Raw genomic sequence first — 14,516 nt, forward strand, 5'->3', positions numbered from 1 at the left:
TTGACATCCGTCTCGTGCAATGTTACTATATTCAAGGTGTTCCAATCTTAAACCTGTTGCTTTGGAGGATATAAGCTTATGTCTTATGATAAAGTGTCACAGGCAAATGAAATCATTGTTGGTACTAAGCAATCAGTCAAAGCTCTTATGAATAATGAAGTTAAAGAGATCATTATAGCAGAAGATGCTGATTATAGAATTATCCAAAAGGTTATTCAAACAGCAGAAACTCAAAAAGTCCCTTTAACAACAGTTTCATCTATGAAAAAGCTTGGAAGAGCTTGTGGAATAGAAGTGGGAGCTGCAGCTGTAGCTATAATCCGTAAAATAGATGTTTTTGCAAATTAATAATTGCAGAAACTTTGTTTTTGCCTAAATATGAACCACCTGGATGTGTGGTATTAAAAAGTGAAGGGAGGAAAACGATAATGCCTACTATTAATCAATTAGTGCGTAAAGGTCGCGTAAGCAAAGTAGAGAAATCTAAATCACCTGCATTAAACAAAGGTTACAACAGCTTCAAAAAAGAGCAAACTAACGTATCTTCACCTCAAAAACGTGGTGTATGTACTCGTGTAGGTACGATGACGCCGAAGAAACCTAACTCAGCGCTTCGTAAATATGCTCGTGTTCGTTTAACAAACGGAATTGAAGTAACAGCATACATTCCTGGTATTGGCCACAACTTACAAGAGCACAGTGTTGTTCTTATCCGTGGTGGACGTGTAAAAGATTTACCGGGGGTACGTTATCACATTGTTCGTGGTGCGTTAGATACTGCTGGTGTTGATGGACGTATGCAAGGCCGTTCTAAATACGGTACAAAACGTCCAAAAGCTGCTAAAAAATAATGTTATAAGACATTAAGAATATAAAACTTAGATGAAGGGAGGACATAACATGCCACGTAAAGGTCCTGTAGCAAAAAGAGATGTGTTACCAGATCCAATTTACAATTCAAAGCTTGTTACACGTTTAGTAAACAGAATTATGATCGACGGGAAAAGAGGTAAAGCACAATCTGTACTTTACAATGCTTTCGATTTAATTAAAGAACGTTCAGGTAATGATGCAATGGAAGTGTTTGAACAAGCACTTAAAAACATCATGCCAGTTCTTGAAGTTAAAGCACGTCGTGTTGGTGGTGCTAACTACCAAGTACCTGTAGAAGTACGTCCAGATCGTCGTACAACTTTAGGTTTACGTTGGTTAGTAAACTACGCTCGTCTTCGCGGAGAAAAAACGATGGAAGAGCGTTTAGCTAACGAAATTCTAGATGCTGCTAACAACACTGGTGCAGCAGTTAAGAAACGTGAAGATACTCATAAGATGGCTGAAGCAAATAAAGCATTTGCTCACTATCGTTGGTAATCAATACAATCTAATCAAACTAAATTTCCTATAAGGAAGGAGAAATTACCCAATGGCAAGAGAGTTCTCCTTAAAGAATACTCGTAATATCGGAATCATGGCTCATATTGATGCTGGTAAAACAACGACAACTGAGCGTGTTCTTTATTACACTGGACGTATCCACAAAATCGGTGAAACTCATGAAGGTGCATCTCAGATGGACTGGATGGAGCAAGAACAAGAACGTGGAATCACGATTACTTCTGCGGCGACAACTGCGTCGTGGAAAGGTCATCGTGTAAACATCATCGATACACCAGGACACGTAGACTTCACTGTTGAAGTTGAACGTTCTTTACGTGTACTTGATGGTGCAGTAGCAGTTCTTGATGCTCAATCAGGTGTTGAACCACAAACTGAAACAGTATGGCGTCAAGCAACAACATATGGCGTACCACGTGTTGTGTTCGTTAATAAAATGGACAAAATTGGTGCTGACTTCTTATACTCTGTTTCAACTCTACATGATCGTCTTCAAGCGAATGCTCACCCAATTCAATTACCAATTGGTGCTGAGGATCAATTCGAAGGTATTATCGACCTTGTAGAAATGAAGGCTACATTCTATGGTAATGATTTAGGAACTGATATTGTTGATAAAGAAATTCCTGAAGAATACCAAGAACAAGCTGAAGAATACCGTGAAAAGTTAGTTGAAGCAGTTGCAGAACTTGATGAAGACTTAATGGAGAGATACCTTGGTGGAGAAGAAATCTCTAACGATGAGCTAAAAGCAGCAATTCGTAAAGGTACTTTAAATGTAGAATTCTATCCAGTAATCTGTGGATCTGCATTCAAAAACAAAGGTGTTCAAAAAATGTTAGACGCAGTTATCGATTATCTTCCAGCTCCAATTGATGTAGCTGCAATTAAAGGTATCATTCCTGATACTGAAGAAGAAGTAACTCGCGAATCTAGCGATGAAGGCCCATTCGCTGCATTAGCTTTCAAAGTAATGACAGATCCTTACGTTGGGAAACTTACATTCTTCCGTGTTTACTCTGGTACTCTAAGTTCTGGATCATATATCCAAAACTCTACTAAAGGTAAGCGTGAGCGTGTAGGTCGTATCCTTCAAATGCACGCAAACAGCCGTGAGGAAATCTCTGAGGTTTACTCTGGTGATATTGCTGCAGCTGTAGGTTTAAAAGATACAACAACTGGTGACACTCTATGTGACGAGAAAAACCTTGTTATCTTAGAGTCTATGCAATTCCCTGAGCCAGTTATTCAACTTTCTGTTGAACCAAAATCTAAAGCAGACCAAGATAAAATGACTACTGCTTTACAAAAACTTCAAGAAGAAGATCCAACATTCCGTGCTCATACTGACCCAGAAACTGGTCAAACAATCATCGCGGGTATGGGTGAACTTCACCTAGATATTCTAGTTGATCGTATGAAACGTGAATTCAAAGTAGAAGCTAATGTTGGTGCACCTCAGGTTGCTTATCGTGAAACTTTCCGTCAAGGAGCAAGAGTTGAAGGAAAATTTGCACGTCAATCTGGTGGTCGTGGTCAATTCGGACACGTTTGGATCGAGTTCGAACCAAACGAAGAAGGTAAAGGCTTCGAATTTGAAAACAAAATCGTTGGTGGGGTAGTTCCACGTGAATACGTTCCTGCAGTTTCAGCTGGTCTAGAAGATGCAATGCAAAACGGTGTTCTTGCTGGTTTCCCATTAGTTGATGTAAAAGCTGCTTTAGTAGATGGATCTTACCATGACGTTGACTCAAGTGAGATGGCGTTCAAGATCGCAGCATCTTTAGCTCTTAAAAATGCTGTATCAAAATGTAGCCCAGTAATCCTAGAGCCAGTTATGAAGGTAGAAGTTGTAATCCCAGAAGAATACATGGGAGACATCATGGGAGGAGTTACTTCTCGCCGTGGACGTGTAGAAGGTATGGAAGCTCGTGGTAATGCTCAAGTAGTACGTGCTATGGTTCCACTATCTGAAATGTTTGGTTACGCAACTTCATTACGTTCTAACACTCAAGGACGCGGAGTGTTCACAATGCACTTTGATCACTACGAAGAAGTTCCAAAATCAATTTCTGAAGAAATTATCAAAAAAAATAAAGGTGAGTAATTGATTTTACCCCCTTTTATGAAGTATAACTACTTATGTGAGAACAGAAAGTGATGTTTCACTTTCTGTTACATATATCCAAAAAAAATTAGAACTCTAAGGAGGATTTTTAGAATGGCTAAAGAAAAATTCGACCGTTCCAAAACGCATGCTAATATCGGTACAATCGGACACGTTGACCATGGTAAAACAACTTTAACAGCTGCAATCACTACTGTACTTGCTAAGCGCAGTGGTAAAGGTGCAGCGATGGCATATGATATGATCGATGCTGCTCCTGAAGAGCGTGAGCGTGGAATCACTATCTCAACTGCACACGTTGAGTATGAAACTGAAACTCGTCACTATGCACACGTTGACTGCCCAGGACATGCTGACTATGTTAAAAACATGATCACTGGTGCTGCTCAAATGGACGGTGGTATCCTAGTAGTATCTGCTGCTGACGGCCCAATGCCACAAACTCGTGAGCACATCTTATTATCTCGTCAAGTAGGTGTACCTTACCTTGTTGTATTCTTAAACAAATGTGACATGGTTGATGACGAAGAGTTATTAGAACTAGTTGAAATGGAAGTTCGTGACTTACTTTCTGAGTACGATTTCCCAGGTGACGATGTACCTGTAATCAAAGGTTCTGCTCTTAAAGCACTTGAAGGTGAAGCTGAGTGGGAAGAGAAAATCGTTGAACTTATGAACGCTGTTGATGAGTACATCCCAACTCCAGAACGTGACACTGATAAGCCATTCATGATGCCAGTTGAGGACGTATTCTCTATCACTGGTCGTGGAACAGTTGCTACAGGTCGTGTCGAGCGTGGACAAGTTAAAGTTGGTGACGTTATCGACATCATCGGTTTAACTGAAGAGCCAAAATCAACTACTGTAACAGGTGTTGAAATGTTCCGTAAGCTTCTTGATTATGCTGAAGCTGGTGACAACATCGGTGCACTTCTTCGTGGGGTTGCTCGTGATGATGTTCAACGTGGACAAGTACTTGCTAAACCAGGTACAATCACTCCACACACTAACTTCAAAGCAGAAGTTTATGTATTATCAAAAGAAGAAGGTGGACGTCACACTCCATTCTTCACTAACTACCGTCCTCAGTTCTACTTCCGTACAACTGACGTAACTGGTATCTGCCAATTACCTGAAGGCGTAGAAATGGTTATGCCTGGGGATAACGTTGAAATGACAGTTGAGCTTATTGCTCCAATCGCGATTGAAGAAGGTACTAAATTCTCAATCCGCGAAGGTGGACGTACAGTAGGCGCTGGCGTTGTAGCTTCTATCCAATCTTAATTTGTAATAGATAAAAGGCGAGCATTTAATGCTCGTCTTTTTTTGTACATAAATCTAAACACTAATGTGAATCGAATTTATAGATTCGATGAAATTTCTAGAGATGGGTAAATGGTGAGAAATAACCCTCATAAAGAAAATGATGAACAAAGGAGGTGAAAATGAAGAGAGAATTGGTCTTCATAAGGAGAATGAAGAAAAAATGAGGTGAAGATGAAGAGAGAGATGGTCTTCATAAAGGGAATGAAGACCAAAGATGATAATAATATAGAGAGAAATGCTCTTCATAAGATGGATGAAGAGCAAACATATTGGTAATGAAGAAAGAGATGATCTTCATTAACAATATGAAACAAGAATGAGATTATATTTATATGAGAATTGAACTTCATAAGAGCACTCACTCTCTATAAAAATAACACCAAGACAAACAAGCTGCTCAAATCCTATAAAATCATGATATTATACTCCTCTTGGCACTCAGTTCATCAATTTCGGCTGCCGTAAATATCCCACAATCATCAATCTCTTATTATACTTTTTCAGTAATAAGCACGAGTACCAACTATCAATGCATACATCTAATATTCTTAAATACTTTGATGAATGAATTATTCTATTTCTACTATATAAATAAGTTTCCTCTTAAGGCGTATCTGAGTATAGAGACATATATTAGAATGATTAATGATTATTTTGATAAGATCTTTCTTTTAAAAATGATTATTTCACTTACATTTCTAATACATGAATAATAAACCAACAATGATATCCTTGATATCTTTATACATTCTATGTATAATATGAAAAGTGCTCAAGAAACTAGGTATTTTAAATAGTTCTTGCATCTAACATAAGTTTTATGTATAATAGACAATGTTGGTCTTTGACTGCGATGAAGCAGGAGGTTGCCGATACACACGGCCGCTTTGCCATGGCGTGTGTAGGGAAAATTCTTGCGGAGAAAATGTCTATTTTAAAAGTAGGCGAAAAGGAGGGAAAATAATGGCAAAACAAAAGATTCGTATCCGTTTAAAAGCTTATGATCACAGAATTCTTGATCAATCTGCAGAGAAAATTGTAGAAACTGCAAAACGTTCTGGTGCAAATGTTTCTGGTCCAATTCCGTTACCAACAGAAAGATCAGTATACACAATCCTACGTGCGGTTCATAAATACAAAGATTCTCGTGAGCAATTCGAAATGCGTACGCATAAGCGTTTGATTGATATCATCAGCCCAACACCACAAACAGTTGATGCATTAATGCGTCTTGACTTACCATCTGGTGTTGACATTGAAATCAAATTATAATTTTTTTAAAATAAATGATTGATAATTTATAGGAGGTGTGACTCATGACCAAAGGAATCTTAGGAAGAAAAGTCGGTATGACGCAAGTATTTGCTGAAAACGGTGATTTAATTCCGGTAACTGTTATCGAAGCTAATCCAAACGTAGTTCTTCAAAAGAAATCTGTTGATACTGATGGATACAACGCGGTTCAATTAGGATTTGAAGATAAACGTGAAAAGCTTTCTAACAAACCAGAAAAAGGACACGTTGCAAAAGCTAATACTGCACCTAAGCGCTTCGTTAAAGAACTTCGTGAAGCTAGCTTAGAGCAAATCGAAGTAGGTCAAGAAGTCAAAGTTGATATTTTCACAGCAGGTGAAATCGTAGATGTAACAGGAGTTTCTAAAGGGAAAGGTTTCCAAGGCTCTATTAAACGCCACGGACAATCTCGTGGACCAATGTCTCACGGTTCTCGTTACCATCGTCGTCCAGGTTCAATGGGACCTGTAGCACCTAACCGTGTATTCAAAAACAAACTATTACCAGGTCGTATGGGTGGAGAGCGTATTACTGTTCAAAACTTAGAGATCGTTAGAGTAGATGCAGAACGCAATCTATTATTAATCAAAGGTAATGTACCAGGACCTAAAAAAGCACTTATCACTGTGAAAAGCGCAGTTAAATCTAAATAATTTCTTTAAGAAAGGAGGAATTGGGTAATGCCTAAAGTAGCATTATTAAACCAAACTGGATCAAACGTTGGAGAAATCGAACTTAATGATTCTGTATTTGGTATCGAACCTAATCAGCATGTATTATTTGAAGCGGTTATCATGCAAAGAGCTTCCTTACGTCAAGGATCTCACAAAGTTAAAAATCGTTCTGAAGTAGCAGGCGGAGGACGCAAACCTTGGCGTCAAAAGGGTACTGGACGTGCTCGTCAAGGATCTATTCGCTCTCCACAATGGCGCGGTGGTGGTGTTGTATTTGGACCAACTCCACGTTCATATGCTTATAAATTACCTAAAAAAGTTCGCCGTTTAGCAATCAAATCAGCTTTATCATCAAAAGTAGTTGACAACGATATCGTTGTTTTAGAGGATTTAGCACTTAACGCACCAAAAACAAAAGAAATGGCTTCTGTTCTTAAAGGTCTTTCTGTTGAAAGAAAAGCGTTAATTGTAACAGCTGACAACAATGAAAACATTGCATTATCAGCTCGTAACATCCCTGGAGTAACAGTTGTTACTGCGAGTGGTGTAAATGTACTTGATGTACTTAACCACGATAAGCTTATTATGACGAAAGCTGCGGTGCAAAAAGTAGAGGAGGTACTTGCATAATGAAAGATCCTCGTGATATTATTAAGCGCCCCGTAATCACTGAACGTTCAACAGATCTTATGACTGAGAAAAAATATACGTTTGAAGTAGATGTTAAGGCTAATAAAACTGAAGTTAAAGATGCGATCGAATCAATCTTTGGCGTAAAAGTTGAAAAAGTAAACATCATGAACTACAAAGGAAAATTAAAGCGTGTTGGTCGTTACAGCGGTTTAACTAACCGTCGTCGTAAAGCGATCATCAAGCTTACTGCAGATAGCAAAGAAATCGAATTATTCGAAGTATAATTTCAATAGAAAAGGAGGGATATCGATATGGCGATTAAAAAATATAAACCAACCTCAAACGGTCGTCGTGGAATGACAGTATCGGATTTTGCTGAAATCACGACAGATCAACCAGAAAAATCGTTACTTGCACCTTTACACAAAAAAGGTGGACGTAATAACCAAGGTAAATTAACAGTTCGTCACCAAGGTGGTGGACACAAACGCCAATATCGTGTGATTGATTTCAAACGCGACAAAGATGGTATACCAGGACGCGTTGCTACAATCGAGTACGATCCAAATCGTTCTGCTAACATCGCACTAATCAACTATGTTGATGGTGAGAAAAGATACATCCTTGCACCTAAGAATTTAAAAGTAGGTCTAGAGATTATGTCTGGTCCTGAAGCAGATATTAAAGTAGGTAATGCACTACCATTACTAAACATTCCTGTAGGTACAGTAGTACACAACATCGAATTAAAACCTGGTAAAGGTGGTCAATTAGTTCGTTCTGCAGGTACTTCTGCTCAAGTATTAGGTAAAGAAGGTAAATACGTACTTGTACGTTTAAACTCTGGTGAAGTTCGTATGATTCTTGCTACTTGCCGTGCAACTGTAGGTCAAGTAGGAAACGAGCAACATGAACTTATCAACATTGGTAAAGCAGGTCGTTCACGTTGGTTAGGCAAACGTCCTACTGTTCGTGGATCTGTAATGAACCCTAACGATCACCCACACGGTGGTGGTGAAGGACGCGCTCCAATCGGACGTAAATCACCAATGTCTCCATGGGGTAAACCAACACTTGGAGCTAAGACTCGTAAGAAGAAGAACAAATCAGATAAATTTATCGTGCGTCGCCGTAAAAAATAACGTGATTGAACTACGGTTCAATCGAACCGTAGCACGATCGCGAAGGGAGGTACAATCATGGGCCGTAGCTTAAAAAAGGGACCATTCGTTGATGATCATTTAATCAACAAAGTTGAGAAATTAAATGAAACTGAGAAAAAGCAAGTTATTAAAACTTGGTCACGTCGTTCTACAATTTTCCCACAATTTATTGGTCACACTATCGCTGTTTATGATGGTCGTAAACATGTTCCTGTATATGTAACTGAGGATATGGTAGGTCATAAATTAGGTGAGTTCGCACCTACACGTACTTACAAAGGTCATGCTAGTGATGACAAAAAAACAAGACGTTAATGAGAGGAGGCATTTAAATGCAACAATCTAAAGCTGTCGCAAGAACAGTTCGTATTGCTCCTCGTAAAGCTCGTTTAGTTTTAGATCTTATTCGAGGTAAGCAAATAGGTGAAGCAGTAGCGATTTTAAACCACACGCCAAAGGCTGCTTCTCCAATCATAGAGAAAGTATTAAAATCGGCAGTGGCTAACGCTGAACATAACTATGAAATGGACATTAATAGCTTAGTTGTAACAGAAGCTTATGCAAACGAAGGTCCAACTCTTAAACGTTTCCGTCCACGTGCTATGGGTCGCGCAAGTGCAATCAACAAACGCACAAGCCACATCACAATCATCTTAACAGAAAAGAAGGAGGGATAATCAGTGGGTCAAAAGGTAAATCCAGTCGGTCTTCGTATCGGAGTTATTCGTGATTGGGAGTCAAAATGGTTCGCAGGAAAAGACTACTCAACTCTTTTACATGAAGATATTAAAATTCGTGAATATGTTACTAAACGTCTTAGCGATGCATCTGTTTCTAAAATTGAGATCGAGCGTGCTGCTAACCGTGTAAACATTACAATCCACACTGCTAAGCCAGGTATGGTAATCGGTAAAGGTGGTACTGAAGTTGAAGCACTTCGTAAAGCACTTAACCAATTAACTGGCAAACGTGTACACATTAACATTCTTGAAATCAAAAAAGCTGATTTAGATGCTAAATTAGTTGCTGAAAATATCGCACGTCAATTAGAAAACCGTATTTCTTTCCGTCGTGCACAAAAACAAACAATCCAACGTGCAATGCGTGCTGGTGCTCAAGGTATCAAAACTCAAGTATCTGGTCGTTTAGGTGGAGCAGATATCGCACGTGCTGAACATTATAGCGAAGGAACAGTTCCACTACACACACTTCGTGCTGATATCGATTATGGAACAGCTGAAGCTGATACAACTTACGGTAAATTAGGCGTAAAAGTTTGGATCTATCGTGGAGAGGTTCTTCCTACTAAGAAGAAAACTGAGGAAGGAGGAAAATAATATGTTATTGCCAAAACGCGTAAAATATCGCAGAGAGCACCGTGGAAAAATGCGCGGTCGTGCTAAAGGCGGTACTGAGGTACATTTCGGTGAGTTCGGAATTCAAGCTCTTGAAGCTTCTTGGATCACAAATCGTCAAATCGAAGCTGCTCGTATTGCGATGACACGTTATATGAAACGTGGCGGAAAAGTTTGGATTAAAATCTTCCCTTCTAAGCCTTATACTGCAAAACCTTTAGAGGTACGTATGGGATCTGGTAAAGGTGCTCCAGAAGGTTGGGTAGCTGTTGTAAAACCAGGTAAAGTTATGTTTGAAATCTCTGGTGTAACTGAAGAGGTAGCACGTGAAGCTTTACGTTTAGCTTCTCATAAATTACCGATTAAAACGAAGTTTGTAAAACGTGAAGAAATTGGTGGTGAATCAAATGAAAGCTAATGAAATTCGTGACCTTACCACTGCTGAAATTGAACAAAAAGTAAAGTCTCTTAAAGAAGAGTTATTTAATCTTCGCTTTCAATTAGCGACAGGACAATTAGAAAACACTGCTCGCATCCGTGAAGTTCGTAAATCGATCGCTCGTATGAAAACTGTTATCCGTGAAAGAGAGCTTGCTGCTAATAATCGTTAATAAGAGAGGAGGTTTACTGAATGAGTGAACGTAACCAACGTAAAGTTTATACTGGTCGTGTTGTTTCTGACAAAATGGATAAAACTATCACTGTTCTTGTTGAAACATACAAAACACACCCATTATACGGTAAACGTGTAAAATACTCTAAGAAATACAAAGCTCATGATGAAAACAACCAAGCTAAAACTGGCGATATCGTAAGAATTATGGAAACTCGTCCATTATCTGCGACAAAACGCTTCCGTTTAGTTAGTGTTGTTGAAGAAGCTATTATCATTTAATATTGTTCGGATAGTTAATTCCGAAGGGAGGTAACATAGATGATCCAACAAGAATCTCGTTTGAAAGTTGCTGACAACTCTGGTGCTCGTGAAGTATTAACAATTAAAGTGTTAGGCGGTTCTGGTCGTAAAACTGCTAACATCGGTGATGTAATTGTTTGTACGGTAAAACAAGCAACACCAGGTGGCGTTGTCAAAAAAGGTGATGTTGTTAAAGCTGTAATCGTGCGTACTAAGAGTGGCGCTCGTCGTTCTGATGGTTCTTACATCAAATTTGACGAAAACGCATGTGTTATCATTCGTGATGACAAAGGTCCACGTGGTACACGTATTTTTGGACCAGTTGCACGTGAATTACGTGAAAACAACTTCATGAAAATCGTTTCTCTAGCTCCAGAAGTTCTATAATAAATTGAATTGCCTTACTAAGGAGGTGCAACTAGGATGCATGTTAAAAAAGGTGATAAAGTAATGGTTATCTCTGGTAAGGATAAAGGTAAACAAGGCGTAGTTCTTGCATCTTATCCTAAAAAAGACCGTATTCTTGTTGAAGGTATTAACATCGTGAAAAAACACGCTAAACCTTCACAAGCAAACCCACAAGGTGGAATCTTAAACCAAGAGGCACCTATCCATGTATCAAATGTTATGCCACTTGATCCTAAATCTGGTGAGCCAACTCGTGTTGGTTATAAAGTGGTTGACGGTAAAAAGGTACGTGTAGCAAAAAAATCTGGTGAAACTTTAGATAAATAGTAAATCAGGAAGGGAGGTATAAGTATGAACCGCCTTAAAGAAAAGTATCAAAGTGAAATTACTCCTGCATTAATGAAAAAGTTTTCTTACAAATCAGTAATGCAAACTCCAAAAATCGAAAAAATCGTAATCAACATGGGTGTTGGTGATGCAGTATCTAACTCAAAAGCTCTAGACGTAGCTGTTGAAGAGTTAGGACAAATCACTGGTCAAAAACCAGTTGTAACGAAAGCTAAAAAATCAATCGCAGGCTTCCGTCTACGTGAAGGTATGCCAATCGGTGCAAAAGTTACACTTCGTGGTGAGCGTATGTACCAATTCTTAGATAAATTAATTTCTGTTTCATTACCACGTGTACGTGACTTCCGTGGGGTTTCTAAGAAATCATTTGATGGTCGTGGAAACTACACTTTAGGTGTGAAAGAGCAATTAATCTTCCCTGAGATTGATTATGATAAAGTTAACAAAGTTCGTGGTATGGATATCGTTATCGTAACAACTGCGAATACTGATGAAGAAGCGCGCGAACTATTAACACAGTTCGGTATGCCGTTCCAAAAATAATCGCTAGTAAAGGGAGGCGAAATTGTGGCTAAAAAATCAATGATTGCTAAGCAAAAGCGCACGCAAAAGTTTAAAGTACAAGAGTACACTCGTTGCGAACGTTGCGGACGTCCACACTCAGTACTACGTAAATTTAAGCTTTGCCGTATTTGTTTCCGTGAACTTGCTTACAAAGGTCAAATTCCAGGCGTGAAAAAAGCTAGCTGGTAAAACCGTATAACGGGAAGGAGGTTATTTAGTAATGGTTATGACAGATCCTATTGCAGATATGCTTACTCGCATTCGTAATGCGAATATGGTACGTCACGAAAAACTTGAGTTTCCTGCATCAACAATCAAAAAGGAAATCGCTGAAATCTTAAAACGTGAAGGTTTCGTACGTGACGTAGAGTATGTAGAAGATAATAAACAAGGTATCATTCGTATTTTCTTAAAATACGGTGCTAACAATGAACGTGTAATTACAGGCCTTAAAAGAATCAGTAAACCAGGTCTTCGTGTATATGCTAAAGCTGGCGAAGTACCACGTGTACTTAACGGATTAGGTATTGCGATCGTTTCAACTTCTCAAGGTGTTTTGACTGACAAAGAAGCTCGTGCAAAACAAACTGGTGGAGAAGTATTAGCATACGTTTGGTAATACGTTTAAATAGAATGGAGGTGTAATGAATGTCTCGTATTGGTAAGAAATTACTTGAAATCCCAGCTGGTGTTACTATTAACATCGCTGATGATAATACTGTAACAGTTAAAGGACCTAAAGGTGAATTAACTCGTACATTCAATATTGATATGAAAATCGCTATTGAAGATAACGTGTTAACTGTTACTCGTCCTTCTGATGCTAAGGAGCACCGTGCTCTACACGGTACAACTCGTAGCTTATTAGGAAACATGGTAGAAGGTGTTTCTAAAGGTTTTGAAAGAGGTTTAGAACTTATCGGTGTCGGTTACCGTGCTTCTAAATCTGGTAACAAGTTAGTTCTTAACGTTGGTTACTCTCACCCTGTTGAAATCACACCTGAGTCTGGTATTGAAATTGAAGTACCATCACAAACTAAAGTTCTTGTAAAAGGAACTGATAAAGAGCGTGTAGGTGCTATTGCAGCTAATATTCGTGACGTTCGTCCACCAGAGCCTTACAAAGGTAAAGGTATTCGCTACGAAGGCGAACATGTACGTCGTAAAGAAGGTAAAACTGCGAAGTAATATCGCTTAGTTGATAAGAAAGGAGTGACCTAAATGATTACTAAAGCTGATAAAAATGCTGTACGTAAAAAAAGACACGCACGTGTTCGTGCTAAGTTAACAGGCACAGCTGAACGTCCTCGTTTAAACGTATATCGTTCTAACCAACACATTTATGCTCAAGTAATTGACGATACTAACTCAGTTACTTTAGTAAGTGCATCTACATTAGATAAAGATCTTACTTTAGATTCTAAAAGCAATGCTGATGCTGCTCAAAAGGTTGGAGAATTAGTAGCAAAACGTGCTATCGAAAAAGGCGTTAAAACAGTTGTATTTGATCGCGGGGGTTATCTATACCATGGTCGTGTAAAGGCCCTAGCTGAAGCTGCTCGCGAGGCTGGACTAGAATTTTAATCGCAAAAGGAGGGACACAAAGAATGCGTCGTATTGATCCAAACAAATTAGAGCTTGAAGAACGCGTAGTTACGGTAAACCGCGTTGCAAAAGTTGTTAAAGGTGGTCGTCGTTTCCGCTTTGCAGCACTAGTTGTTGTAGGTGATAAAAACGGTCATGTAGGTTTCGGTACTGGTAAAGCTCAAGAGGTACCAGAAGCAATCCGTAAAGCAATTGAGGATGCTAAGAAAAATCTAATTGAGGTACCAATGGTAGGTACTACAATTCCTCACCAAGTTATCGGTCAATTTGGTGCAGGTAACATTCTCTTAAAACCAGCATCAGAAGGTACTGGAGTTATCGCAGGAGGACCTGTTCGTGCGGTACTTGAGTTAGCTGGTGTAGCTGATATTCTTTCAAAATCTTTAGGTTCAAACACTCCAATTAATATGATTCGTGCTACAATCTCTGGATTAAATGATCTAAAGAGTGCTGAAGAAGTTGCGAAGTTACGTGGAAAAACGGTAGAAGAACTGTTAGGATAAGGAGGGAAAACAATGGCGAATAAGTTAGAAATTACCCTCACTCGCAGTGTGATTGGTCGTCCTGAAGATCAACGTATTACTGTTAAAACTCTTGGACTTAAAAAGTTACACCAAACTGTTGTTCAAGAAGATAATCCTGCGATTCGCGGTATGATTAATAAAGTTGCTCACTTAGTTACAGTTAAAGAACAATAATAGAAACATA

General features: G+C 38.9%; 25 protein-coding genes. All 25 read left to right on the plus strand.

What is annotated here, in order from left to right; all coding sequences use genetic code 11:
• Window positions 1-78: 78 nt before the first annotated feature.
• The 25 genes from MVE64_RS14170 (at window position 79) to rpmD (ending at window position 14,506) form a co-directional block, all read left to right on the plus strand.
• Complete coding sequence (locus MVE64_RS14170; RefSeq protein ID WP_247339063.1) at window positions 79-348, plus strand: 50S ribosomal protein L7ae-like protein; 270 nt, start codon at window positions 79-81, stop codon at window positions 346-348.
• An 80-nt stretch (window positions 349-428) separates the two neighbouring features.
• Window positions 429-851, plus strand: a complete 423-nt coding sequence (rpsL, locus tag MVE64_RS14175; protein ID WP_066330432.1) for a 30S ribosomal protein S12 — start codon at window positions 429-431, stop codon at window positions 849-851.
• Window positions 852-900: 49 nt separating this feature from the next.
• Window positions 901-1,371, plus strand: a complete 471-nt coding sequence (gene rpsG, locus MVE64_RS14180) for a 30S ribosomal protein S7 (protein ID WP_098798328.1) — start codon at window positions 901-903, stop codon at window positions 1,369-1,371.
• A 52-nt stretch (window positions 1,372-1,423) separates the two neighbouring features.
• Window positions 1,424-3,502, plus strand: coding sequence for an elongation factor G (fusA, locus tag MVE64_RS14185; protein ID WP_247339064.1), 2,079 nt, complete (start codon window positions 1,424-1,426; stop codon window positions 3,500-3,502).
• A gap of 114 nt (window positions 3,503-3,616) precedes the next feature.
• Window positions 3,617-4,807 carry an elongation factor Tu gene (gene tuf, locus MVE64_RS14190; RefSeq protein WP_121664182.1) on the plus strand — a complete coding sequence of 397 codons (1,191 nt, stop codon included), beginning with the start codon at window positions 3,617-3,619 and terminating at the stop codon, window positions 4,805-4,807.
• 1,005 nt (window positions 4,808-5,812) lie between these two features.
• Window positions 5,813-6,121 carry a 30S ribosomal protein S10 gene (gene rpsJ / locus MVE64_RS14195; RefSeq protein WP_026561219.1) on the plus strand — a complete coding sequence of 103 codons (309 nt, stop codon included), beginning with the start codon at window positions 5,813-5,815 and terminating at the stop codon, window positions 6,119-6,121.
• A gap of 44 nt (window positions 6,122-6,165) precedes the next feature.
• Window positions 6,166-6,795 (plus strand): 50S ribosomal protein L3, encoded by a 630-nt coding sequence (rplC, locus tag MVE64_RS14200; RefSeq protein ID WP_247339065.1) that lies wholly within the window; start codon window positions 6,166-6,168, stop codon window positions 6,793-6,795.
• Window positions 6,796-6,822: 27 nt separating this feature from the next.
• A complete protein-coding gene (gene rplD, locus MVE64_RS14205) occupies window positions 6,823-7,446 on the plus strand; it encodes a 50S ribosomal protein L4 (RefSeq protein ID WP_247339066.1) in 624 nt (207 codons plus the stop codon).
• Window positions 7,446-7,733, plus strand: coding sequence for a 50S ribosomal protein L23 (gene rplW / locus MVE64_RS14210; protein ID WP_098798323.1), 288 nt, complete (start codon window positions 7,446-7,448; stop codon window positions 7,731-7,733). The genes rplD and rplW overlap by 1 nt, the downstream gene beginning before the upstream one ends.
• Window positions 7,734-7,760: 27 nt before the next feature.
• Window positions 7,761-8,591 carry a 50S ribosomal protein L2 gene (rplB, locus tag MVE64_RS14215; RefSeq protein ID WP_098798322.1) on the plus strand — a complete coding sequence of 277 codons (831 nt, stop codon included), beginning with the start codon at window positions 7,761-7,763 and terminating at the stop codon, window positions 8,589-8,591.
• Window positions 8,592-8,648: 57 nt separating this feature from the next.
• A complete protein-coding gene (gene rpsS, locus MVE64_RS14220; RefSeq protein ID WP_098798321.1) occupies window positions 8,649-8,927 on the plus strand; it encodes a 30S ribosomal protein S19 in 279 nt (92 codons plus the stop codon).
• A 17-nt stretch (window positions 8,928-8,944) separates the two neighbouring features.
• Window positions 8,945-9,289, plus strand: a complete 345-nt coding sequence (gene rplV, locus MVE64_RS14225) for a 50S ribosomal protein L22 (protein WP_098798320.1) — start codon at window positions 8,945-8,947, stop codon at window positions 9,287-9,289.
• Between the two features lie 3 nt (window positions 9,290-9,292).
• Window positions 9,293-9,949 (plus strand): 30S ribosomal protein S3, encoded by a 657-nt coding sequence (gene rpsC, locus MVE64_RS14230; protein ID WP_098798319.1) that lies wholly within the window; start codon window positions 9,293-9,295, stop codon window positions 9,947-9,949.
• Window position 9,950: 1 nt separating this feature from the next.
• Complete coding sequence (gene rplP / locus MVE64_RS14235) at window positions 9,951-10,385, plus strand: 50S ribosomal protein L16 (RefSeq protein WP_098798318.1); 435 nt, start codon at window positions 9,951-9,953, stop codon at window positions 10,383-10,385.
• The gene (rpmC, locus tag MVE64_RS14240; RefSeq protein WP_098798317.1) at window positions 10,375-10,578 is read left to right on the plus strand and encodes a 50S ribosomal protein L29; all 204 of its coding nucleotides are present in this window, start codon (window positions 10,375-10,377) and stop codon (window positions 10,576-10,578) included. Before rplP ends, rpmC begins: the two co-directional genes overlap by 11 nt.
• Before the next feature lie 20 nt (window positions 10,579-10,598).
• Complete coding sequence (gene rpsQ / locus MVE64_RS14245; protein WP_098798316.1) at window positions 10,599-10,862, plus strand: 30S ribosomal protein S17; 264 nt, start codon at window positions 10,599-10,601, stop codon at window positions 10,860-10,862.
• 39 nt (window positions 10,863-10,901) lie between these two features.
• Entirely contained in the window at window positions 10,902-11,270 is a 369-nt protein-coding gene (rplN, locus tag MVE64_RS14250; protein WP_026561230.1) for a 50S ribosomal protein L14, read from the plus strand.
• A gap of 36 nt (window positions 11,271-11,306) precedes the next feature.
• Window positions 11,307-11,618, plus strand: a complete 312-nt coding sequence (rplX, locus tag MVE64_RS14255; RefSeq protein WP_098798315.1) for a 50S ribosomal protein L24 — start codon at window positions 11,307-11,309, stop codon at window positions 11,616-11,618.
• A gap of 24 nt (window positions 11,619-11,642) precedes the next feature.
• Window positions 11,643-12,182 (plus strand): 50S ribosomal protein L5, encoded by a 540-nt coding sequence (gene rplE, locus MVE64_RS14260; protein ID WP_098798314.1) that lies wholly within the window; start codon window positions 11,643-11,645, stop codon window positions 12,180-12,182.
• A 24-nt stretch (window positions 12,183-12,206) separates the two neighbouring features.
• Window positions 12,207-12,392 carry a 30S ribosomal protein S14 gene (gene rpsN, locus MVE64_RS14265; RefSeq protein WP_010285078.1) on the plus strand — a complete coding sequence of 62 codons (186 nt, stop codon included), beginning with the start codon at window positions 12,207-12,209 and terminating at the stop codon, window positions 12,390-12,392.
• A gap of 31 nt (window positions 12,393-12,423) precedes the next feature.
• Window positions 12,424-12,822 carry a 30S ribosomal protein S8 gene (gene rpsH, locus MVE64_RS14270; protein ID WP_098798313.1) on the plus strand — a complete coding sequence of 133 codons (399 nt, stop codon included), beginning with the start codon at window positions 12,424-12,426 and terminating at the stop codon, window positions 12,820-12,822.
• 29 nt (window positions 12,823-12,851) lie between these two features.
• Window positions 12,852-13,391, plus strand: a complete 540-nt coding sequence (gene rplF / locus MVE64_RS14275) for a 50S ribosomal protein L6 (RefSeq protein WP_098798312.1) — start codon at window positions 12,852-12,854, stop codon at window positions 13,389-13,391.
• Window positions 13,392-13,424: 33 nt separating this feature from the next.
• A complete protein-coding gene (gene rplR / locus MVE64_RS14280; protein ID WP_098798311.1) occupies window positions 13,425-13,787 on the plus strand; it encodes a 50S ribosomal protein L18 in 363 nt (120 codons plus the stop codon).
• 23 nt (window positions 13,788-13,810) lie between these two features.
• The gene (gene rpsE / locus MVE64_RS14285; protein WP_098798310.1) at window positions 13,811-14,311 is read left to right on the plus strand and encodes a 30S ribosomal protein S5; all 501 of its coding nucleotides are present in this window, start codon (window positions 13,811-13,813) and stop codon (window positions 14,309-14,311) included.
• Between the two features lie 12 nt (window positions 14,312-14,323).
• Complete coding sequence (gene rpmD, locus MVE64_RS14290; protein WP_026561237.1) at window positions 14,324-14,506, plus strand: 50S ribosomal protein L30; 183 nt, start codon at window positions 14,324-14,326, stop codon at window positions 14,504-14,506.
• Window positions 14,507-14,516 lie beyond the last annotated feature (10 nt).

The sequence above is a fragment of the Metabacillus endolithicus genome (assembly GCF_023078335.1).
Classification (GTDB): domain Bacteria; phylum Bacillota; class Bacilli; order Bacillales; family Bacillaceae; genus Metabacillus; species Metabacillus endolithicus.